This is a genomic window from Aeromonas sp. R10-1, from assembly GCF_040908465.1.
Classification (GTDB): domain Bacteria; phylum Pseudomonadota; class Gammaproteobacteria; order Enterobacterales; family Aeromonadaceae; genus Aeromonas; species Aeromonas caviae.
On sequence record NZ_JBFODT010000038.1, the window covers coordinates 78,084 to 100,184 of the forward strand.

Sequence of the window (22,101 nt, forward strand, 5' to 3'; positions counted from 1 at the left end):
TGCGGCGCCGCCAGTTCTCACACGCCGATCGCTGGCGGAGCAGGCTCACAGGATCGCAAAGAAGCGCCGCATCTGGCACTCAAACAGGGGCGAGATCAAGGTATTGGGGACCAGGGCCCCGGTAAACTTGGCCCCCGCGGCAGGATAAGAGGCCCGCTTCCCTCCCCTGCCCAGGCTACGCCCCTTCTATCGCGACGCAGCCCGTTGCCCCCCGTTCGTTGCACCCGATGGCCCATGCCGTGGCGGCAGGCCAGCAGATGGGAGTTCGATATCGCATGACATCCCCCAGGATGATCGCCGGATGGCCGCCCCTGTCGGCCCTCCCCAGCCTCCCTGTCATGAGGGAGGGTTCCCTGCCCCCCGGTTATCAGGGAGGGGCGCTGGCCCCTCTTTGGATGGCGCCATGACCACGTCGACACGCCTTCGACTGCGCCGGGAATTTCATATAGACGGTATCGTGCAGGGGGTCGGTTTTCGCCCCTTCGTCTATGGGCTGGCGCTGCGCCACGGCCTTGCCGGTTATGTGTTGAACGATGCCAACGGCGTCACCATTGGCGCCGAAGGCTCCGCCGAGCAACTGGCCAGCTTTGCCCGCGAACTGCGGGAACTGGCGCCGCCCTTAAGCCGCATCGATCATTTCAGAGAGCGGGAACTGCCCCTCGCTCATGATCCCGACTTCGATGGCCAATTTCATGACCAGTTTCGAATTAAAGCGAGCCAGCAGCAGAGCGCGGCCACGGTCGCCATTTCGCCGGATCAGGGGATGTGCGAGGCATGCGCCACGGACGTGGCCAATCCAAGCGATCGCCACCACCACTACCCCTTTACCAACTGCACCCACTGCGGCCCGCGCTACACCATTATCCGCCGCCTCCCCTACGACAGACCCCATACTGCCATGGCAGGCTTTGCCATGTGCCCGCGCTGTGAGGCGGCCTATGAAAACCCGCTGGATAGACGCTACCACGCCCAGCCGGTGAGCTGCCCCGAGTGCGGGCCCCATCTAAGCTGGCGAAATGGCCGTGGCGATGCCTTGGCCGAGCGCGAGGATGCGCTGCACACAGCCGCCCGCGCCCTGCAAGCGGGGGCGCTGATTGCGGTCAAGGGAATGGGGGGTTATCACCTGATATGTGATGCCCGAAGCGACTCTGCCGTGGCGCGGCTTCGCCAGCTCAAGCGGCGCGAGCGCAAGCCGCTGGCGGTGATGATGGGCTCCCTTGCCGAGGCCAAATTGCATGTCACCGGCAGCGAAGACGAGTGGAAGCTGCTCACCTCTCAGGCCAGACCCATCACCTTGCTGCGCAAGCGCATTAACGATGATCGGCTCTCAGAATCCCTACTGACAACCGCGCTGCTGGCCGAGGGGATCGCCCCCGGCATCCCCTACCTCGGCATCATGCTCCCCTATACCCCGCTCCATCAGCTGCTGCTGGATGCCTGCGCCATGCCGCTGGTGGCCACCAGCGCCAATGGTCGCGGCAGCCCTATCCTGATCGACTGTGAGGCAGTAGTCAGGGAACTCGGCAGTGAGATTGACGGCATCCTGGATCACAACCGCCCCATCCTGCACCCGTGCGACGACAGTCTGGTGCAGTGGGCAGGCGGGCGACGTCAGACGTTGCGCCTCGCCCGGGGCTATGCCCCCTGCACCCCCAGCCTACAAGAGGCGGTCAAGGTGCCGCTCTTGGCAGTCGGGGCGCAACAGAAGAACCAGCTGGCGCTCGCCTTCGGCCGCCAGCGCATCTACAGCCCCTATATCGGCGATCTGCACAGCCTGCCGATGCAGGAGCACTTCGAGCAGACCCTGGCGACCTTTCGCGATCTCTACGATCTCAAACCCCAGCTGCTGGTCTCGGATCGCCACCCCGGCTACCTCAGCCACCAGTGGGCCAAGGGCTATTGCCGCGATCACAATGCAACCCACCTCGAAGCACAGCACCATCACGCCCACCTGCTGGGGGTGATGGCCGAGCACAACATCACGGGCCCGGTGCTGGGTGTTGCCTTCGATGGCACCGGCCTTGGCGATGACGGCACCCTCTGGGGCGGCGAGCTGCTGATCGCAGACGTTAAGGGCTTCGATCGTGTTGCCCACCTCGCGCCTTTCAAGCTGATCGGCGGCGAGGCGGCCATTCGCGAGCCGGTGCGCCAGCTGCTGGGGCTGCTGTTTGAATCGCACACTCCTGAGCAGATCAGTGCCCTTGATATTCCGTTGATCAAGCAACTGCCCCTTAAGCGGATCAGCAACCTGCACCAGCTCTGGCAGCTGAGTCGCAACGCCCCTTATACCAGCTCCATCGGTCGGCTGTTCGATGCGGTGGCGGCGCTGCTGGGGGTGATCAACACCCCGGATTACGAGGGCGAGGCGGGACTCTTGCTGGAGGCGGCTGCCTTGCAGCTGGCCCCCGATGAACAGCCCTTCCCCCTCGCCTTTGACCTCAGCCAATCAGCGGAAGGGCCACTGCAGATCGAGTGGGCCGAGCTCATCAATACCCTTGTCAGCGAGCGGCGTCAAGGCACCTCAACCGCCAGCCTGGCCGCCGGTTTTATCCGCGCCATCAGCGCTCTGGTCATCGCCCTTGCCGAGCGCTTCCCCGGCTATCCGGTGGTACTCGGGGGCGGCGTCTTTCAAAACCGGGTGCTGATGGATCAGCTGGTGCCCGCTCTCGAAGCAGCCGGCCGGCAGGTATTGACCAGCGAAACCCTGCCGCTCAATGACGGTGGCATCGCCGCCGGTCAGCTCTGGTTTGCCATCCACCATCTTGCCACGCATCAGCCTGCCACAGCCGGTTGTGCCACCTTGTCGGAGTCCTGAAATTCATGTGTCTATCCATCCCCTCTCAGGTGGTGCAGCTGCACCCCGAAGATAACTGCGTCACCGTCGATACCCTGGGGGTGCAGCGGCGCGTCAGCTGCATGCTGCTCGAAGAGCCTCTCCAGGTGGGCGACTATGTGCTGCTCCATATCGGCTTTGTGATGAGCAAGATTGACGAAGAGGAGGCGCAGGCCAGCCTCGAGAGCTTCCGCCAGATGGTGGCCCTGATGCCCAAACAGGATATCTTGCCATGCTGACCTTGAATGACCTGTTCCAGGGCTTTCGCCAGCCCGAGGTGATCCGCGCCCTCGCCGCCCAGATCACCGAACTGGCCAAAGATCTGCCCGAGCCGCTGCGGGTGATGGAGGTGTGCGGCGGCCATACCCACACCATCATGAAGTACGGCCTGCACCAGCTGCTGCCCGCCAGCATCGAGTTTGTCCACGGCCCCGGCTGCCCGGTCTGCATCATGCCCAAAGAGCGCATCGATCAGGCCATCGAGCTGGCGAGCCAGCCCAGCGTCATTCTGGTCACCCTGGGGGACATGATCCGGGTGCCGGGCTCCAGGGGCACGCTGGCCCAGCAGCGCGCCAAGGGGAGCGATATCCGCCCCGTCTATGACCCCCTCGATGCCCTGCGTATCGCCAAAGAGAATCCGGAGAAAACCGTGGTCTTCTTCGCCATCGGTTTCGAGACCTCCACCCCCATGACCGCAGCCTTGCTGGCTGCCGCTGAAGAGCAAGGGGCCCTGAACCTCCTGTTTCATATCAACCATGTGCTGGTGCCGCCCGCCATTCATGCGGTGATGGCCGACGGCGTTGCCAAGGTGAACGCCTTTATCGGCCCCTCTCACGTCAGCGTCATCACCGGCGCCGATATCTACCTGCCCATCGTCGATCGCTATCAGGTGCCTGTGGTGGTGAGCGGTTTCGAGCCGGTGGACGTGATGGAGGCGCTCTTGATGATGGTGCGCCAGAAAGTTGAGGGTCGCTACGCGCTGGAGGTGCAGTACAGCCGCGCCGTCACCGCCAGCGGCAATAAAGCCGCCCAGTGGCTGGTCGAGCGCTTTTTCGAGACCCGCGAGCACTTTCGCTGGCGAGGTCTGGGGGATATCAACGCCTCCGCCCTGCGCCTGCGCGATGCCTTCGCCAAGCGCGATGCGGAGCGCTACTTCCAGCTTGATCAGACCCCCATCGACGATCACAAGGCGTGCCAGTGCGCCGATATCCTGCGCGGGCTCGCCAAGCCGAACCAGTGCAACGTCTTTGGCCGGGGCTGCACCCCGACCCAGCCTATGGGCAGCTGCATGGTGAGCTCCGAGGGGGCCTGCAATGCCTACTACCGATATATGGGGATCCAATGAGAGAAATTCAGTCAAGCCACGGCGGTCGGGTGATGAGGAGAGATGAACCAGCCTGTTTCTGCAATCTTGTGGAGAACCAGACCCGATGAGAGAAATTCAGTTAAGCCACGGCGGCGGCGGTGTCGAGATGAACCAGCTGATCAACCAGCTCTTCTTTCGCCACTTTGGCAACGAGATCCTGCTGCGCGGTGAAGATGCCGCCCTGCTGCCGGTGAGCGGCCCCGTCGCCTTCACCACCGACAGCTTTACCGTCTCGCCGCTCTTCTTCGAGGGGGGCGATATCGGCAAGCTGGCCATCGCCGGTACGGTCAACGATCTCGCCATGATGGGGGCCAAGCCCGAGTATCTGAGCTGCAGCTTTATCATCGAGGAGGGGTTCCCCTACGCCGATCTGGCCCGCATCGTCGAGTCGATGGCGACCGAGCTTGCCAACAGCGGCGCCCGCATCGTCTGCGGCGATACCAAGGTGGTACCCAAGGGGGCAGCCGACAAGATCTTTATCAACACCTGCGGGGTCGGCACCTTCCCTCTGCCTGAGCAGAGCCGGGGCATCTCGGTACGCAACCTCAAGGCCGGTGACGCCATTCTGGTGTCGCGGGATATCGGCAGCCACGGCGCCTGCATCCTGATGGCCCGCGACGCCCTGCAACTGGGATCCGATCTCAAGAGCGACTGCACCACCCTCTGGCCGCAGGTCGAAGCGCTGCTAAAAGCGGGTATTACCCCTCACGCCCTGCGCGATGCCACCCGCGGTGGCCTTGCCGCCGTACTCAACGAATGGAGTTGCGCCTCCCAGGTGGCCATCGAACTGGAGGAGTCCGCCATTCCGGTGTGCGATCCGGTGCGCGGCCTGTGCGAGCTCTACGGTTTCGAGCCCCATGATCTCGCCAACGAGGGAACCATGGTGCTGGCCCTGCCCGCCGAACAGGCGCGGGACGCGCTGGGCATCTTGCGGCAATTCAACCCCGCCGCCAGCCAGATCGGCGTGGTGCAGGCGAGCGATCGCCACAAGGTGATCTTGAACAACCCCTGGGGCAGCCGCCGTTATCTGGAGCTACCGCAGGGGGAGCTGCTGCCGCGGATCTGTTGAGCAACCATGCCGTTACGTCAATTACAGGGAGGAGTCACAGCTCCTCCCCCTATCGGTTAAGGAGCTACCATGCACGAAATGTCTCTGGCCATGGCTGCCATCGATCTGGCGGCCGAGCAGGCCACCCAGCGGGGCTTTACCAAGGTGACCGCCCTCTGGCTCGAGGTCGGCAGCTTCTCCTGCGTCGACCCGGACACCATTGCCTTCTGTTTCGAGGCCGCCGCCAAGGGCACCGCCGTCGAAGGAGCCCAGCTGCACTTTCAGCACCAGGCGGCAGAGGCCTGGTGTTATGACTGCAACAAGACGGTCACCCTCACCGAGCGCGGGCAGGCCTGTCCCGAGTGTGGCGGATACAAATTACGAGTCGCGCAGGGTGATAGCCTGCGCATCACCGACATCGAGGTAAGTTGATATGTGTAGCGTATGCGGATGCGGCCAGGCGCGGATCGCCGGCCATGAGCACGATCATGAGCATCATCACGAGCATGAACATCACCATGAACATGGTCATGAGTACGACCATCATCATCATGATCACGAGCAGAGTGCGCCGCGCACTCTGATCATTCACCACCACTATCACCATCAGGGGGATGTCCATCACCACTACCACGGGGTGCGGGCTCCCGTGAGCCACAAGGAGCATAATCAGCCTCATGAGCACCACAATGATCACCCTCACGACCATCATCATGATCATGCCCACTCTCATGAACACGGCCATTCCCACGCGCATCCCCATGACCATGACCATGACCATGACCATCAGCAGGGTGATCTGCACTATGGCAAAGGGGAAGCGGGATTGTCGGTCCCCGGTATGGGGCAGCGCCAGCTGATCGCCATCGAGATGGATGTGCTGGCCAAGAACAACGCGCTGGCGGCCCACAACCGCGAACACTTCACGGCTGCCGACCAGCTGGTGCTCAATCTGGTCTCTAGCCCGGGTTCAGGCAAAACCACTTTGCTGTGCGAAACCCTGCGCCAGCTGGCCAACAAGCGCCCCTGCGCGGTGATTGAAGGGGATCAGCAGACCAGTGCCGATGCGGATCGCATCCGTGCCACCGGTGTCCCTGCCGTGCAGATCAACACCGGCAAGGGTTGCCATCTGGATGCCAAAATGGTTCACGACGCCTGCCACCAGCTGCCCGCCAATCAAGGGGGCATCCTCTTTATCGAGAACGTGGGCAATCTGGTCTGCCCCGCCAGCTTCGATCTCGGCGAGAAGTACAAGGTAGCGATCCTCTCTGTCACCGAGGGGGAAGAGAAGCCGCTGAAATACCCGGACATGTTTGCCGCCGCCCAGCTGATGGTGATCAACAAGATCGAGCTGCTGCCCTACGTCAGCTTTGACGTGGCCCGCTGCATCGAGAACGCCAAACGGGTCAACCCCTATATTCAGGTGATCCAGGTCAGCGCCACTACAGGCGAAGGGATGGATGCCTGGCTGAGCTGGCTGGCCAGTGCCTGAACCGGTTAAACGCCGCTGATAACGGTAGAAAACAAAAGAGGGAGGCTGATGCCTCCCTCTCTTTTATCTGCGCGCTTTGCCAACGATTCTCTCTGTACAGAATGGTCAGCGTTTCATACTCGCGCGCCCTCACCCTGGCCCTCTCCCCAGGGAGAGGGAACCGGTTTGTGGATGCCGCGGCTATACAACGCCCTCAAGCCCCTCAGGGGGCTTCGAGCATAACAACCAGCCATATTTTCACACATCGAGGTTCTCCAAACCCTAAACCCCGAGCCTGGCGAAATGGCACCTTATGCTCCCTTCTCCCCTTGCGGGAGAAGGGCTGGGGATGAGGGGGAACTAACCCTCAGGCCGCATTTTCAGCCAATACACCAGTCACGGGCTGCACCTCACCAAAGCGCAGCACCCGATGGCAGATCTGGCGCAATAATGCCTGCTGGTGACTGAAGATCACCATGCCCAGTCCACGCTGCTCGCACTCAACCATCAACTCCCGCCAGAGCTGGCGCTGAATCTGCGGATCCAGCTGGGCGGTCACCTCGTCGGCAATCAGCAACCGGGTGCGGGGATCGAGGGCGCGCAGCAGCGCGATGCGGGCTAACTCGCCACCGGAGAGCTGACCGGGTTTACGACCAAGCCATTCAGGCTTGACCATAAAGCGGGCCAGCATGGCGTCATCGGGGCGCCACACATCCCACAGCGCCTGCCCGGTGGTGCGATAGGGATTGAAGGTGAGTTCCGGGTGCTGGGGCACCAGCTGGATGGGGTTATAACCTTTTACCTGTTCAGGCACCGGCTGCCCATCCAGCAGGATCTGCCCGCTTGCACGAACCGGTTGCCAACCGGCCAATACCCGCCCCAGGGTGGTCTTGCCATGGCCGCTCGGGGCGGAGATGCCGAGCCGTTCGCCCGCTTTCACCGTCAGCGACAATCCCTGCCAGAGGGGGCGTTCCCCCTGGGCGATGGTGAGATTTCGTACTTCCAGCATCAGGAGACCTCCGGCACAGAGAAGAGCGCGTTGAACTCCGGCAGCGCCTGCCAGTGAGCTCTGAGCATCTCGCTCCCCTGCCCCTGGCGCAGATGGTGGCAGCTCAAGGTATCGCTCACCTGCCCCTGATGCAGCGCCACGATGCGATCGGCGAAGCGGGCCGCCAGCGCCAGATCGTGGGTCACCCAGAGGATACCGCTGCCCTGATTGGCCAATTCACGCAACTGGCCGAGCAGCAGACAGGCCAGCTCCTCGTCGAGCCAGGCGGTGATCTCGTCTGCCAGAATGTAGCGGGCACCGCCGAGCGCCGCGGTGCAGGCCAGAATACGCTTGGCCATGCCGCCGGAGAGCTGGCGCGGGAATCTGTCCAAGGTGGTCGCGGGCAGCTGGTAGCGCAGCAACTGCTGGCCGAGTCGCTCACGCGAGCCGCTCTGACCACAGAGACAAGCCGCGCGGCCCAGCTGGCGTGCGACAGTCAGCAGCGGGTTAAGGGCGCTCACCCCCTGCGGTACATAGCAGAGGGTATGGCCGCGCAAACGGGCACGACTGGCGTCGCACAGGGGGGTACCATCGAGCGAAATAGTGCCGCGCATGCGCAGGTTATCCGGCAGCAGGGTCAGGGCACTTTGCAGCAGCAGGCTCTTGCCCTCGCCACTCCCCCCCACCAGCGCGACGATCACCCCCGGCGCCAATTGCAGGCTGATATCGGTCAGCAGGGGCTGCCATCGCCGTCGTCCCAACCAGGAGTAGTGGGCCGCCTCTATGGTCACATGGTCGAAGCTCAGCATTGTTCACCCCCAAACCAGAGTTGTTGCAGGGCGCGAGTAGCCTGATCAAACAGTAAAACCAACGTCAGTAGCATCAGACCGGGGAAGAGGGCCAGCCACCAGCCACCGCCGGCCAGATATCGCAGGGCATCGGCCAGCAGCAGACCCAGCGAGGCCTCGTGGGCCGCCAGACCGAATCCCAGAAAACTGAGCGCCGCGCTATGCAGCACTGCATGGGGAAACATCAGCAGGGTGCCGATAAACCACTGGGGCAACAGCCCCGGCAGCTGATGGGTGCGCCAGCGACGCAGCGCCCCCATCCCCTGACAGCGCGCCAGCACCACATAGTCGCTGCTGGCGATCCGCCGTGCCTCGGCGCAGAGAATGAGCGCCAGCTTGGGCCAGTGGGTGAGCGCCACCGCCAGGATCACCCCGCGCATGCCGCCCCCTGCGGTAAAGCAGATCAGGATCAACAGCAGCATATGGGGCAGCGCCAGCATGGCATCGATAACCAGCCGCACCGCCGCATCGCACCTGGGGTGAATGAGCGACACGCTTGCCGCCACCATGGCCAGCAGCCCGCTACAGAGCGCCGTGCTGATACCCAACTCCAGACTGGTAAGGGTGCCCTGAAAGGCCCGCAACCAGAGATCCCGCCCCATCTGATCGGTACCGAACCAGTGCACCAGCGACGGGGGTTGCTGGCGCGCCAGCAGATCCATCAGCACATCCTGATGAGAGAGGCTCCAGCCGTAGCTGGCCAGCAACAGCAGGCAGATCAGCGCAAAGCCCAGACGTAGTAAGGAGGGAAGCGGGTTAAACAGCATGCTCGCCCTCCCAACCCCGATTGATGCGGGCCAGCAGCAAACTGGCCAACGTGTTGCCAATAAAGACCAGCAGGGTGCAAAAGAGCACTATGCCCATCAGCAAGGGGATATCCCCCCGCAGCCCCGCATCCACGGTGGCCTGGCCGAGCCCCGGGTATGAGAAGACCTTTTCGGCCAACAGCGATCCGCCAATCAGCTCACCAAGGGAGGCAAACTGCAGGCAGAGCGCCGGGGTCAGGGCGTGGCGCAGCACATGAAAACGCAGCATGGGCCAGCCGCCATCCCCCTGAGCGCGGGCGTAGCGGATAAAATCGCTCGCCAGCACCTCGGCCACCCGCGCCCGGGTGTGCAGGGCGATGTTGCCAAGCCCGAGCAGGGTCAAGGTCGCCACCGGCAGCAACAGATGGCGTGCTCGCATAGCCCAATCAGCCTCATCGGCGGAGAGGCCCGGCGTCCAGGCGCAGCAGACCGGCAACAGCGGCCAGTGCACCGCAAACAGGGCGAGCAGCAACAGGCCGACCCAGAAGGTGGGCAGGGAGGCGAGCAGGTAGGCAAAGCGGCAAATCAGGTGATCGGGCCAGCGATTGAGATAACGACCGGCGCAGAGGCCCAGCAAAATCCCGAAAAATCCGGAGAGTAGCCAGGCGCCCGTCAGCAGCAGGAAGGAAGCGGCAAAGCGCTGGCCTACGACTTCACCCACAGGCGCGTTGTAGAGCATGGAGTAACCGAGATCCCCCTGCAGCACCTGGGTAAACCAGTGCCAATAGCGCAGCCAGAGCGGCTGATCCAGCCCCCAGCGGGCGGCGATGCGGACGTACTGCTCCGGCGGCACATGCAGCAGATCGTTGCCGATATAGGCCTTGATGGGATCGATGGGGGAGTAGCTCAGCAGCACAAAGGTGGCGACCGAGACCAGACATAACAGCCCTGCCAGACGCAGCAGGGCTTTTAGCAACAAATAACCGGAGTGATTCAAGGGCGAACTTAACGGCACGTCCACCGCCAATCCTGCAGGTTGTTGAGCAGGGACCAGCTACCGTGGATTTCCGGCGCCCCCTTGCCAAGGTCGATGCAACGGTTGGCGAGATAGGTGTGCTGCACGTTGAGCAGCCAGGCCCAGGCGGCATCTCCCTGCACTCCGGCGCCGGTCTTGCCATCCCACTCAACCTGCTGCCAGAACGGCACGGCCGCCTGCCAGTTGGGGGCATCCAACGCCTGCTTGAGGTGGTCATCCACCACAGGGTTGCTGTAGTAGCCCGGGTTGTAGAACTCCACTCCACCGGAGCCGCTCTGATAGTGGTGATAGAGCTCCATGGGATCCAGACTCCCCCACCCCATCAGCACCGGATTGGCGTGCATCTCCCTCTCCACCTGCTCCCAGCTGCCGGACTTGAGGCTCACCTCAAGGCCAATGGGTTTGAGCATGGCCCGCACCGCTTCCGCCAGATCCCGGCGAGTGCTGTCGCCGCTGGTGTACCAGAGGGTAAAGGCGGCGCGCAGGTCGCCCTTGTGGCGAACGCCGTCGCTGCCCATCTGCCAGCCTGCCTCATCGAGCAGGGCATTGGCATGGGCAACATCGCCATCCTTGAAGGCGGTGGCCTTGTTCAGCCAGGGCAGGCCTTCTATCGCGCTGTAGGCGGGGATGGCATGTCCTTCCAGCAGTTGATCGGCCAGCAGCTTGCGGTCGATGGCGTAGTTGATGGCGCGGCGCACCGCCACGTCCGAGGTCACGTCGTTGCCGATGGGATAACCCTTGGCATCTTTTTTACCAGCAGGAGGAATGGGGAAGACGATACCGCGGTTCTCGACACTCGGCCGCACCCAGAGCTTGAGGGAAGCAGGCACGGTTGGCGCCAGTGACGGGGCAATGCGCACCAGGTCGAGCTGGTTGCTCTGGGCGGCGGCATAGGCGCTCTCCTCGTCGATAAAGACAAACACCAGCCGTTTGAAGTCATTGTTGCCGCCGGCGTAATGGGGGTTCGCCTCCACCACCAGTTGCTGGCCGGGCAGGAAGCTTACCAGCCGGTAGGGGCCGGCGCCGACCGGCTTTTGGGCATATGCTTTTGCGTCGTAATCCTGCTTCGACACTATCCCCAAAGCTCCCAGCACGTTGACAAAGGTGCTCTGGGGGGCACTCAGGGTGATGGCCACCTCGGTGGGCGAGAGCACCTTGGCCGAGACAAAGTTGCCCATGTCGATCCTGCCGCCACCCTTGGCTGCGCTGTTGTAGGTAAAGGCCACGTCTTCGGCGGTAAGCGGTGCGCCGTTGGAGAATGTCAGGTTCGGCTTGAGGCGGATAAGCCACCCCTTGCCATCCTGGTTCGGGGTCACCGCTTGGGTCAGCACGTTATGCCAGCTGAGATCGGCGTTTTGCTTGAGCAGCGGGCTGTGCAGCAGCAGGTAGCTGCCGTGGCTCCAGCCGAGCAGCGGGTCGAACCCTTCGGTGGGCTCACTGCCGATGGCGAGCTTGAGTTCGGCGGGGACGGGCTGGGCAGCCAGCGCCATGGAAGAGAAATCGCCCGAGAGCAGGGCCAGCAAGGTGGCCGCCGTGACAGAGAGGCCTTTACGGCGGGTGGCGTTGCTGCCTGAGTGGCAGCCAAAGCATTGAATGGTCATAAGATCCCTTGTTCGTTTTACCACTCACTACCCAAAAAACAGGGGCACGACAGAAGCGAGTGAGGGGCCAAAACGGCCCCTATTCTAAACCTGATTGCAGATGAGACCTAGCGCTGGGTGTCACCCACAGGGTCGCCGCGCCGGCCGCTGAACAGGCGGCGCCGGCTCAAATTCACGCCGCCCTCCCCCTGCTGCACCGGAAGCGAAAGCAACATCTTGAGGGTGCTGCTCACCAGCGCACGCCCCTCGTCGGCCACCAGATGCGGGTCGATGGGGGACATGAGCGAGCAGGCCAGCAACTGCCCCGTCTCGGGCAAGGTCCCCACCATAAAGGTCAGGTTGCCGCAGGGGAGCTGCAGGGCGAGCCGATCACTGCTGCCGCGCACCGGCCAGAGTTGATCCGGCCCCGGCAGCACCACCACGCTCAGCATCCAGGGGGTGAGCACGCAGCCGAGCCACTGACCTTCAAACAGGGTGCACTGCGCCACTATCGGCATGGCCGGGTGGTAGAACGGCAGGGCCTGCATCTCTTCGCGTGCGATCCGCCCGTACTGGGCCACCAGCAAGGGTGCGGGATTGGTGGCAAAACCGATGAACTCCTGCACTGGCTCATGCACGGCATCAACCTCGCTTAAATGGGACTGCGCCATAGGCCCTCCCGTGCTTGTTCAGCTTTTTCCTGCTCAGAGAGCGGGATGGCAGGGGCACCGACACTGGCCAGCAGGGTCAAAATCCGATCCGTCGCCTCCCCCATGGCGGCCGCCACCACAGGGGTGAGCCCGATGCGCGGTTCGAGGGATTCGGGTTCGATGCCGATCAGGGTGAGCCGCCTGGGGGATTCCCCCGTCATGTGCAGCGCCGAGAGCACGTCCGCCAGCCCCAGCTGGTGCGGGGAGATCTTGCGACCAAACAGGGTCGGGACCTCCTCATCCTTCAGGGTCACTACGGTACCCGGTGGATTGCCGCTGCGCACCGCATCCGCCAGAATGATGTGGTCGCGACTGGCCATCGCTTCGAGCAGTTCCATACCGGCAGTACCGCCATCGAGCAACTCGATGCCGGGGGCGAAACGGTATTCACGCCCCAGCGTCTCGACGATACGCACGCCCACTGCCTCGTCACTCAACAGCAGATTGCCCACGCCCAGGATCAGGGTGTTCATCACAGCACCTTCACCTGAGTCGTTTCGCAATTTTGGGTATCCACCACGTGGACCGCGCAGGACATGCAGGGGTCGAACGAGTGGATGGTGCGCACCACCTCCAGCGGCTTGGCCGGGTCGGCCACCGGGGTGCCTACCAGGGATTGCTCGTAGGGGCCGGGCTCGTCGTTGAAGTTGCGCGGGCCCGAGTTCCAGGTCGACGGCACCACCGCCTGATAGTTGGCAATCTTGCCGCCCTTGATGACTACCCAGTGGGAGAGCATGCCGCGCGGCGCCTCTTCAAAGCCCACCCCGCGAAACTCCTTGTCCGCCGGGATCTCGGTCTTGATATAGGCGCTGACATCCCCCTTGCCGATATTGTCCACCAGCGCCTGCCACTGGTGAGACAGGGTGTCTTTGAGCACGCAACAGCGCACCGCCCGGCCGATGATGCGGCCCAGGGTGGAGTGCAGCTGTTCAGTCTTGATGGCTGAACCGGTGAGCGTTTTGTAGAGACCGTTCAGCTGGTCGAAGTGTGCCACCGTCTCCGGGTGCTTGGCGGCGAGCTTGACCAGCAAGTCTGCGAGCGGCCCCACCTCCACCACCTTGCCGTAGAAGGTGGGGGATTTGACCCAGGAGTACTTGCCGTCATCCTGCCAGCCGGTGTAATCGGGCTCGGTCTTGCCCTCCCAGGGCTTGAGGGGGGCGTCATCCTTGTACCAGGCGTGCTTGTTGCTCTCGGCGATGCCATCCATCAGCCAGGCATCCTGATGGCTCTCGATGGGACGATAGCCGGCCAGATCGCCGTTTTCGATGTAGCCACCCGGCATCAGGAAGCTGCCGCCGTCACCGTCGGTGGGCAGCTCCGGCACGCTCAGGTAGTGCCTGGCCCCCTGCCCCAGGTTCAGCCACTCGGGGTAATGCGCGGCTATGATGGCGGCATCCACCTTGTAGACCTGCTCGATAAACTCGCCGAGCCGATCGATAAAGCTTTTCACATAGAGCAGCCGCTCCAGGTTGAGCACGCTCGGTGCATCCAGGTTGATGGGGTTGGCCACCCCGCCCACCGCCAAGTTCTGGATGTGGGGGGTCTTGCCGCCGAGAATGGCGACGATACGGTTGGCATCGCGCTGGCACTCCAGTGCCTGCAGATAGTGGGCCACGGCGATGAGGTTCACCTCCGGGCTCAGCTTCATCGCCTTGTGACCCCAGTAGCCGTTGGCAAAGATGCCAAGCTGGCCGCTGGCTACCAACGCGCGAATTTTATCCTGCACCTTGGTCAGCTCGTCGGCACTGTTGAGGGACCAGGTCGATACCCCCTTGAGCATGTCCGCCGCTTTTTGCGGATTGGCCTCAAGGGCCGCGGTGATGTCCACCCAGTCCAGCGCGGAGAGCTGGTAAAAGTGGACGATGTGATCGTGGATGTTGTGGGCCGCGATGATGAGGTTGCGGATGTACTGGGCATTGACCGGCACCTTGGCGCCGATGGCGTTCTCCACCGCCCGCACCGAGGCGATGGCGTGAATGGAGGTACACACCCCGCAGATACGCTGCACTATCATCCAGGCATCGCGCGGGTCATTGCCCTTGACGATCTCCTCCATCCCGCGCCACATGGTGCCGGACGACCAGGCCTTGGTGACAACGCCGCCTTCGATTTCGCAGTCGATACGCAGGTGACCCTCGATACGGGTGATGGGGTCTATGGTGATACGTTGGCTCATACGTTGGCTTTCCCTCGGGCCTGATAATCTTGGTGAACACGTTCAAGTGATGGCAGTACCGGCAACAGCCGGATCAGCAGCAAATAGGCACACACCTCGATGGCGACGAAGCCCAAGGAGATCAGCACTTCCGCCGCGGAGGGGAAGTAGTGGTAGCCATTGCCGGGGTTGAAGGCGAGCAGGGAGTAGTCCAGTCGCCAGAGGGCGGCGCCCAGCAGCATGCTGAGGGCCCCTAGGAACAACATGCGCGAATCGCGGCGGCTCTTGTCCCAGTGGAACACCAGCAGCGGGAAGATCATCAGCGCGATCTCGCTCCAGAACATCAAGGCGTAGCGATTCCACTGGGAGAGATACTCCGACTTGTCGTTGATGACGATCTCGGCAAAGCGCAGCGCCACGAACAGGATCAGGAAGATGTCGATCACCTGGGTCAGCTTGTAAAACAGCGACTTCTCGTTGGGGCCGCGCCCCGCCAGCCCCGCCTGCACTAGGGAGCCTTCAAACACCACGATGGAGAAGCCCATGATGAAGGCGGTCAGAAGCGAAAAGACCGGCAGCAGCTCGTAGCTTTGCCAGAGCGGATGGATCTTCTCCCCCGCCACTATCATCAAAGAGCCCATCGAGGATTGGTGCATGGTGGGCAGCAGGGCCCCCAGCGCCAGGATGAAGAACATGATCTTGTTGAGCCGCGCCATGGAGGCCTTCCAGCCGAACTTCTCCAACAGTACGGGGGCAAACTCCAGCGCCATCACCCCGATGTAGATGGTCATGCAGACCGCCGTCTCGAACAGCACCGAGGAGGTGTTGAAGAAACCCGGAATGTAGAAGTAGGGCAAGTTCCAGTAACGGCCGACGTCGATGGTGATGGAGAGGCCGCCCAGGGAATAGCCGAACAGGCTCGCCAGCAGGGCCGGCCTTACCAGGGGGTGATACTCGCCCCGGTTGAAGACGTAGACCGCCCAGGCCAGCGCCCAGCCGCCGCAGGCGAAACCGGTGCCGATCAGCAGATCGAACGAGATCCAGAGCCCCCAGGGATAGCCGCCGTTGAGATCGGTGACCGAACCCAACCCGAAGATCAGGCGTTTGAGGATCAGCATGCCGCACAGGATGACGAACGGCGCCAGCACCATGACCGGCCAGCTGACCAGCCTGCCTCCCAGCGGATGTGCCTTGTGATTACTCATGATCCTTGCCTCCCGATTGCTTGTCATGGCCCGCGTGCGAGTCATGATCGTCGCCATCCTGATGGTCCTTGGTGTTGCAGCGAATGAGCACCGAGAGCCCGGTCAGCACCACCAGCGGCAGCACCATCCCCTTGTAGAGGGTGTGCTGGATGTGCTCGGAGCGGGCACCGGAGGAGAGCTCCGGCAGATCGGGCATGTCGAGCTTGGTATAGGGCACCCCGGCCAGCACCAGCACCTGGGTGCCGCCCCCCTCCTTCTCGCCATAGACGTAAGGCTGGTAGTTGGGCACTTCATGCAGGTAGGGATCGTTGGCGCTGAAGGTCTGGCGCGGGTAGGCATATTCGCTGCCCGGAGTGGCCAGCAGCCGGCGCTTGGCTTCTGCCATCAGCGCCTCGCGGGTGCCGAAGATGACGGCGCCGGTCGGGCACACCTCGACACAGCCGGGCAATTTGCCCTGATCAATGAGCTCAAGCCCCTTCTGGTTGCAGAGCTCGCACTTGTGGATCGCCCCGAACGGGTTGTCGTAGTCATATTTGGGCACATCGAACGGGCAGCCCACCATGCAGTAGCGGCAGCCGGTGCAGACGTCCGGGTCGTAATGGACGATGCCTGTCTTGGGATCCTTGGTCAGCGCCTGCACAGGGCAGACGGAGACGCAGTTGGGATCGACACAGTGCATGCACTGCTTCTTGATGTAGGCATAGCCATCCACCAGCTGATCCTTGTGCTCACCTGTGCCGCTCTTCCACACCTGAATGATGTTGTTGGTGTAGGGGCTCAGCTTGTCGTTGTTGGACCAGGTCGCTTCCCCGGCCGGATTGGCCGGGTTGCCGTTGAGGCGCTGACACTCCGCCACACAGGCCTGGCAGCCGATGCAGAGGGTGGAGTCGTAGAGCATGCCGAGTGCGCCGGGAATGGGCGGCTTGTTCTCGGCCGCCGCCAGCGCGGTGCCGGAGACGGTGGTGCCCGCCGCCAGCGCACCGACGGAGGCGAATTTGAGGAAGTTGCGTCTGTTCACGGTCACTCCTCCCGTGAGGTGTGCTGCCCGGCTTCATGGCGCTTCTGCTGGCGACCGAGCTCGCGCACCGTCATCAGACTCACCCCGACCAGCACCCCGAGCGCCCCACCGATAAGGCCGGTGGCGGTGGGCGACATGTGTCCTCCCTCCTGGATGGCCACGTCGGGCTTGTTCACCCGCGGGGTGGGATTCTCCACCTTGGCGAGCTGGAAGATCCCCTTGCTGAACCCCACTCCCTGCTCGTTGCAGCCATAGCAGGGGTGGCCAATGCCCACCGGCCAGATGCCACCGCCCACGTCGCAGAACTCCAGGGTCGAGCAGTTGCCGTAGGTCTCCGGCCCCTTGCAGCCCAGGTGATAGAGACACCAGCCCTGACGGTGGCCCTCGTCACCAAACTCCTTGGCGAAACGGCCGGCGTCGAAGTGCGGGCGACGCTCGCAGTTTTCGTGGATGAGCCGCTCATAGGCAAACAGCGGCCGCTTCTTGGCATCGAGCGCCGGCAGCTTGCCGTAGGTGATGTAGTAGGCGACCGTGGTGAGGAAGTTGTGGGGATTGGGCGGGCAGCCCGGGATATTGATGATGGGGGTGCCGATATTGCCGAGGGCCTCTTCCAGGCTGACGGCACCGGTCGGGTTGCCGCCGCTGGCGGGCACCCCGCCCCAGGCGGCGCAGGAGCCGATGGCGATGACGGCGGCCGCGTCACTGGCGGCGCGGCGAATATGGTCGACAATGGGTTCACCGGCCACCATGCAGTAGATGCCGCCATCTTTAAGCGGGATGGATCCATCCACCACCAGCACATACTTGCCCTTGTAGCGTTCGATGGCTTTGTGCTTGTTCTCTTCGGCCTGATGGCCGAAGGCCGCCGAGAGCACCTCGTGGTACTCCAGCGAAATGGTGTTGAGGATCAGGTTCTCGATGGTGGGGTGGGTGGCGCGCAGCAGCGATTCGGTGCAACCGGTACACTCCTGCGCCCCTATCCAGATCACCGGCGGCCGCTCGGGGCTGGTAAGCGCGGTAGCCATCTTGGCCACGGCATGCTGGCTTAATCCAAGGGTTGCGGCCATCCCGGCGCACAATTTCATAAAGTCACGGCGATTAATTCCATGAGCCGATAAAAAAGTATCCTCGACCATTCTTCTTATTCCCGTCAGTGAGCATTGTTTGACAAATGCTTAATTGCGGGAATGCTATGCCTCCCCTTCCCCCTTTATGTTGATCTCCATCAAGTCGAACCCTATTAATGCCTCTGTTGGACTGGAGAGTGAAATTAAAAAAGCTATATGCCACATGCATTTATTATTTTCTGAGCCCCAAAAACACCCACAAAGAGGTGTTTCAAGAAAAACCTAATTAACACCATATAAATTACGTCTTTGTTTTCGGCATGAAATTTATAAAAATGAAGGCATTGTCACAGAATTTATTTTTCGGCCCTGTTATTCCAGCATCTCATCTTCATCAATAAGTGTTGCAGCGTACATAACGCCACCAGTCAGTCCTTCATCTCTTGCCAAAACAGAAATAAATTAATCAAGCGCGGTACTTTAATAGCCAAGCTCAAGGACTACAGAAAGTGGCTGAATCACCAGCAGAAACGCTTGTGTCTCATACGCAACCCGCTTTCATTGTACAGACAAGGCAGGCCTCCCAAGCCATGATGACACAAGAAAACACCGGCTGAAGCCGGTGTCAGGTGATAACTAGATCTGTACAGTCAGTCAATAACTCCATGTCATACTGGGTTTATTGAAATATCTATTTGCTTAACGGTTTCGGAGCCGATGAAACGTATTGATTTATTATCATAATAGTAAATTAAATCACCATCTTGTATCGCTGAAGGCTTACCATATACTTTTAGGACGTTAAGCATTTTACTTCCAACAAAAATCCCCCTACTGCTAAACCCTATATCGCTCTTGAGGGTAATCCTAGTTATTCTGTAATCATCAAAATCTCTTTTTATTTTATCATAGTTAAGATTAGATGACTCTATATAAATAGGGTCAAAATCGTGTTGATAAAACTTATAATCAACCCCATTTATAGTTCTAAATAAATCTATATATTTATTCCCATTATCTATTTCAGTGAGATTGTCAAACAACCATGCTATATCACTGTAACTATTATCAATATGTATTTCAGTACCATTGAAATCTACAAAAAAATCACCTTCTCTCACATTTAATTTATCTGTCGATATGCTATCTTTGCTGATGCGAGGTGATTTAACCCATCCAGCATGTACTATTCCATTTCTATCTAAATAATTTATATATTGGAAGCCATTATATGATGCATATGATACTGCTTTATCACCATTAATAATGAAAACTTTATTTGATTTACATTTTTCGAGTGGAAAATCATAAAAAAAAGTTCTCCCTTTCGAGGTCACAATGACATCTGAAAGACCATAGTTCACGCCTTCATAGTCAGTATCAACACTCGAAAAACTCATTTTTTCACACTCGGATTGAGCACTGAAAGAAAGTAGTAAAAAAACAAGATAAAATATATTTTTCACCAATCACTCCTCGTAAACAGGAACATCTATGTATAGAACGGCATCTGGAAAAATATCAAATCGTTTCTTCATGTTAGGTATTTGATGTTTGGCCCACAGAACATCGCTAGCGTACTGATGTTCACCTGGTGATGCGGGGTTCCAACGCATTTTATAGAGTGTATTTTGTTTGTATTTGGGATGGTTAACAAAGTTATCAGATATCCATTTAGCCCCTCCATCTATTGCTTTATCAATAGAATCCCATCCTTTATCAAACGCATACTTTGTGCCTAGTGAAGGCTTATCATCTCTAACATTAATTCCATACATATTATAAACTTTAATTCCGTTAAATTCTTTTCCACGTGCGAACCCTGATGTCCCTCGACCAGTTTCTAGTGATGCATGGGAAACAAGATATACTTCACTGACATTATATTTTTTAGCTGCAGACGTAAAAACAGAACCTTTCCCTTCCAAAACTCCTTGACCAAACAAAAATTTATTTATTTCATCATCTGAAACTTCAGAATACTTAGACAGATCAAGAAATTGATAGATAGAATCTTTAGTGACGTCATCGTCTGGAGTTAAATTCACCAACACTTCATTTCGACTTGCTATCTTATAGTTTCCTACTTTGGGGGCATACTGGGAAGGGATTGCCATTTGTTTATCCAGTGCATACGATAGTGGATATCTATAGTGCGTATAGTTTACTACAAATCGATCTTTTTTCTTTCCATAAATAGCTATGGGATAAATGTGATAAATATTAGGTCCAATCTTTAAACTAGCAGCAGTCTGCATCCACTCCAGCTTATCGATACGCTGTTTCTCGTGATCCACCAACTTGTCAAAATCAGGTAAACCAATTTTAGCCATCAGTTTTTCCAGCCACAGATAACTGCTGGCCGACGATTTTTCATACCACTCGCTGGGATGTTTGACGATAAGCTTGTGAAGTTGCTCTGCATTGCTGCTATTTTGCAGCGCGGTCTGTATCTCTTCACTGCTAAGTTCACCACTCTTGTCGGTATCGAAACTGTTTACCAATTCGGTAAAGAAAGTAGGCGGCACATCCGGGTCCAGATAACCATCTGATCCTGAACCATCGACCTTTTTAAAGCCAATCTTAAGCCAGTCATGCTGGCTCAATAGCTCCACTTGCTCTTTCTTGACATATTTTCCTGACGAAATGCTGACCCACTCCTGCTTGGCGGCATCTTTTTCAAACTTTGGTGATTCAACCAGCGCTTCCAGACTCTTATCACCGGTTGCCACCCAGAGATCTTTACCATCCTGCTTTTTCTTCTCGTGCAAGATGAGTCCCGCCGGGACCTTGGCATAGGTGGCACCACCTTTTGTTCCCGCTTTGTTGGCCAATACATCGTCCAGTCTGGGATCCTGGGTGAAGATTTCAAGATGGACTTGATGCTTGCTCTTCTTGCCACCAATCAAAGAGCCAGGCGTTTCCACCAAGCCGAGATAGCCTATGGTCTCACCTGCGGCAATAGCCACGGGAGATGGCAACACATATAGCTCACCAAGATGAGAAGGTGTACGCGCATTTACCTTGATAAATTCATCTTCGACGCACACCCAGGCCATACCGCAACTACCCGCAGCACCATCTGCATTCGGTGTCACATATTCGCATTTGGCCATCTTGCGTGCTTTGTCACCCACCCAATGGAATTCGAGTTGGTGGGCATCATACGTCACTTTTGTTCCTGCGGGCAGAGAAACGCTTCGGTCTCCTGCCCTCAGACGACCTGTAGGCCCATTGAGAACAGGATCCGCACGACCAACCATATTCGTCAGCACCTCGGCATCTATTTGATCGAATAGCCAGGTTGGCACATTGGGCTTGATAACGATCACCGCATCCGGACTATTGGCGATCCAGACCGAACTCCCTTGACTGACCACAACACCGGCCTTCTCAGCCTCTTTCATCTGGGTATTGGACAGCTGACTCTTGATGATCACCTTGATGAAGTCATACACCTTGCCCCCGACATTCCCCTTTTGGGATGGTACACTGCTGTCCATTTCCAGTTCGGTATCTTTAGGTAGCGTGAAGCGCGGCAAGGCGGCATCAACACGCTGCTGCTCGGCATCGGGATTGGCATGGGGAACGGAATTGCGCGCATTCCACCCCTTCTTCAGTACCAGCTTCTCGGTGCTTTGGTACTGATCCCAAGGCAGCAGATGCATATAGAGCGAGTAGAAGGTGAACTCATTTTTCGCCTTAGTCTCTGCATTCACTTCACAATATTCATGCTGTACCAGGCAGAAGCAGTTGGAATAACGCAAGGACTCCCCCTGAAATTCAGAGGTCAGGTAATCCTTCATCATCCGGAAGGCCACCACCTTGCCATCAGCCATGGCTCTGACAGGATACTTATCCTTGCACCAAGGGGCACTCTTGTCGCTGATATGAATGCCACCATGCCATTTGTTGTGATTGCCAAGAAGATAGTGACCCGATTGCTCGCCATTGATCAGCGCAGTCAATGCTTTGGCATCTTTGAACTCTTCCCCTTTGGCAGTGAGGATGGGAAATGCAAACTTCATGC

20 protein-coding genes are annotated in these 22,101 nt (G+C 59.3%); 6 read left to right on the plus strand and 14 right to left on the minus strand.

Annotated elements, in window-relative coordinates:
- Positions 1-403 precede the first annotated feature (403 nt).
- The 5 genes from hypF (at position 404) to hypA (ending at position 5,679) form a co-directional block, all read left to right on the plus strand.
- Positions 404-2,815, plus strand: coding sequence for a carbamoyltransferase HypF (hypF, locus tag AB5Y93_RS19290; RefSeq protein WP_368230158.1), 2,412 nt, complete (start codon positions 404-406; stop codon positions 2,813-2,815).
- 5 nt (positions 2,816-2,820) lie between these two features.
- Complete coding sequence (locus tag AB5Y93_RS19295) at positions 2,821-3,072, plus strand: HypC/HybG/HupF family hydrogenase formation chaperone (RefSeq protein ID WP_040065728.1); 252 nt, start codon at positions 2,821-2,823, stop codon at positions 3,070-3,072.
- On the plus strand, positions 3,066-4,178 hold the full coding sequence (hypD, locus tag AB5Y93_RS19300) for a hydrogenase formation protein HypD (protein WP_368230160.1): 1,113 nt from the start codon (positions 3,066-3,068) through the stop codon (positions 4,176-4,178). Before AB5Y93_RS19295 ends, hypD begins: the two co-directional genes overlap by 7 nt.
- A gap of 85 nt (positions 4,179-4,263) precedes the next feature.
- Positions 4,264-5,268: a hydrogenase expression/formation protein HypE gene (hypE, locus tag AB5Y93_RS19305; RefSeq protein WP_368230161.1), complete on the plus strand. Its 1,005-nt coding sequence runs from the start codon at positions 4,264-4,266 to the stop codon at positions 5,266-5,268.
- A gap of 69 nt (positions 5,269-5,337) precedes the next feature.
- Positions 5,338-5,679, plus strand: a complete 342-nt coding sequence (gene hypA, locus AB5Y93_RS19310; protein ID WP_005333346.1) for a hydrogenase maturation nickel metallochaperone HypA — start codon at positions 5,338-5,340, stop codon at positions 5,677-5,679.
- On the opposite strand, the gene AB5Y93_RS19315 is transcribed toward hypA, so the two are convergent.
- Positions 5,657-6,016 carry a hypothetical protein gene (locus tag AB5Y93_RS19315; protein ID WP_368230163.1) on the minus strand — a complete coding sequence of 120 codons (360 nt, stop codon included), beginning with the start codon at positions 6,014-6,016 and terminating at the stop codon, positions 5,657-5,659. The two genes, hypA and AB5Y93_RS19315, sit on opposite strands and share 23 nt — an antisense overlap.
- Here AB5Y93_RS19315 and hypB point away from each other — a divergent pair.
- The gene (gene hypB / locus AB5Y93_RS19320; protein ID WP_368230165.1) at positions 5,897-6,739 is read left to right on the plus strand and encodes a hydrogenase nickel incorporation protein HypB; all 843 of its coding nucleotides are present in this window, start codon (positions 5,897-5,899) and stop codon (positions 6,737-6,739) included. The two genes, AB5Y93_RS19315 and hypB, sit on opposite strands and share 120 nt — an antisense overlap.
- Positions 6,740-7,085: 346 nt before the next feature.
- Here the strand turns inward: hypB and AB5Y93_RS19325 are convergent, their stop codons facing one another.
- The 13 genes from AB5Y93_RS19325 to AB5Y93_RS19385 form a co-directional block, all read right to left on the minus strand.
- Positions 7,086-7,727, minus strand: coding sequence for an ATP-binding cassette domain-containing protein (locus AB5Y93_RS19325; protein ID WP_368230167.1), 642 nt, complete (start codon positions 7,725-7,727; stop codon positions 7,086-7,088).
- Positions 7,727-8,515, minus strand: coding sequence for an ATP-binding cassette domain-containing protein (locus AB5Y93_RS19330; RefSeq protein WP_368230169.1), 789 nt, complete (start codon positions 8,513-8,515; stop codon positions 7,727-7,729). The genes AB5Y93_RS19325 and AB5Y93_RS19330 overlap by 1 nt, the downstream gene beginning before the upstream one ends.
- Positions 8,509-9,321: an ABC transporter permease gene (locus AB5Y93_RS19335; protein ID WP_368230171.1), complete on the minus strand. Its 813-nt coding sequence runs from the start codon at positions 9,319-9,321 to the stop codon at positions 8,509-8,511. Before AB5Y93_RS19335 ends, AB5Y93_RS19330 begins: the two co-directional genes overlap by 7 nt.
- A complete protein-coding gene (locus tag AB5Y93_RS19340) occupies positions 9,311-10,321 on the minus strand; it encodes an ABC transporter permease (RefSeq protein ID WP_368230172.1) in 1,011 nt (336 codons plus the stop codon). Before AB5Y93_RS19340 ends, AB5Y93_RS19335 begins: the two co-directional genes overlap by 11 nt.
- Positions 10,306-11,937: an ABC transporter substrate-binding protein gene (locus AB5Y93_RS19345; protein WP_368230174.1), complete on the minus strand. Its 1,632-nt coding sequence runs from the start codon at positions 11,935-11,937 to the stop codon at positions 10,306-10,308. The genes AB5Y93_RS19340 and AB5Y93_RS19345 overlap by 16 nt, the downstream gene beginning before the upstream one ends.
- A 107-nt stretch (positions 11,938-12,044) precedes the next feature.
- Positions 12,045-12,587, minus strand: coding sequence for a hydrogenase-2 assembly chaperone (hybE, locus tag AB5Y93_RS19350; protein WP_368230176.1), 543 nt, complete (start codon positions 12,585-12,587; stop codon positions 12,045-12,047).
- Positions 12,569-13,099, minus strand: a complete 531-nt coding sequence (locus AB5Y93_RS19355) for a HyaD/HybD family hydrogenase maturation endopeptidase (RefSeq protein ID WP_368230177.1) — start codon at positions 13,097-13,099, stop codon at positions 12,569-12,571. Before AB5Y93_RS19355 ends, hybE begins: the two co-directional genes overlap by 19 nt.
- Positions 13,099-14,802 carry a hydrogenase 2 large subunit gene (gene hybC / locus AB5Y93_RS19360; RefSeq protein WP_368230179.1) on the minus strand — a complete coding sequence of 568 codons (1,704 nt, stop codon included), beginning with the start codon at positions 14,800-14,802 and terminating at the stop codon, positions 13,099-13,101. Before hybC ends, AB5Y93_RS19355 begins: the two co-directional genes overlap by 1 nt.
- The gene (gene hybB / locus AB5Y93_RS19365) at positions 14,799-15,986 is read right to left on the minus strand and encodes a Ni/Fe-hydrogenase cytochrome b subunit (protein ID WP_024941907.1); all 1,188 of its coding nucleotides are present in this window, start codon (positions 15,984-15,986) and stop codon (positions 14,799-14,801) included. Before hybB ends, hybC begins: the two co-directional genes overlap by 4 nt.
- Positions 15,979-17,004: a hydrogenase 2 operon protein HybA gene (gene hybA, locus AB5Y93_RS19370; RefSeq protein ID WP_368230181.1), complete on the minus strand. Its 1,026-nt coding sequence runs from the start codon at positions 17,002-17,004 to the stop codon at positions 15,979-15,981. Before hybA ends, hybB begins: the two co-directional genes overlap by 8 nt.
- Positions 17,005-17,006: 2 nt before the next feature.
- Complete coding sequence (hybO, locus tag AB5Y93_RS19375) at positions 17,007-18,140, minus strand: hydrogenase 2 small subunit (RefSeq protein ID WP_319901652.1); 1,134 nt, start codon at positions 18,138-18,140, stop codon at positions 17,007-17,009.
- A gap of 599 nt (positions 18,141-18,739) precedes the next feature.
- Positions 18,740-19,537 carry a hypothetical protein gene (locus tag AB5Y93_RS19380; protein ID WP_261999798.1) on the minus strand — a complete coding sequence of 266 codons (798 nt, stop codon included), beginning with the start codon at positions 19,535-19,537 and terminating at the stop codon, positions 18,740-18,742.
- A gap of 3 nt (positions 19,538-19,540) precedes the next feature.
- Positions 19,541-22,099: an N-acetylglucosaminidase gene (locus tag AB5Y93_RS19385; RefSeq protein WP_368230183.1), complete on the minus strand. Its 2,559-nt coding sequence runs from the start codon at positions 22,097-22,099 to the stop codon at positions 19,541-19,543.
- Positions 22,100-22,101: the final 2 nt, after the last annotated feature.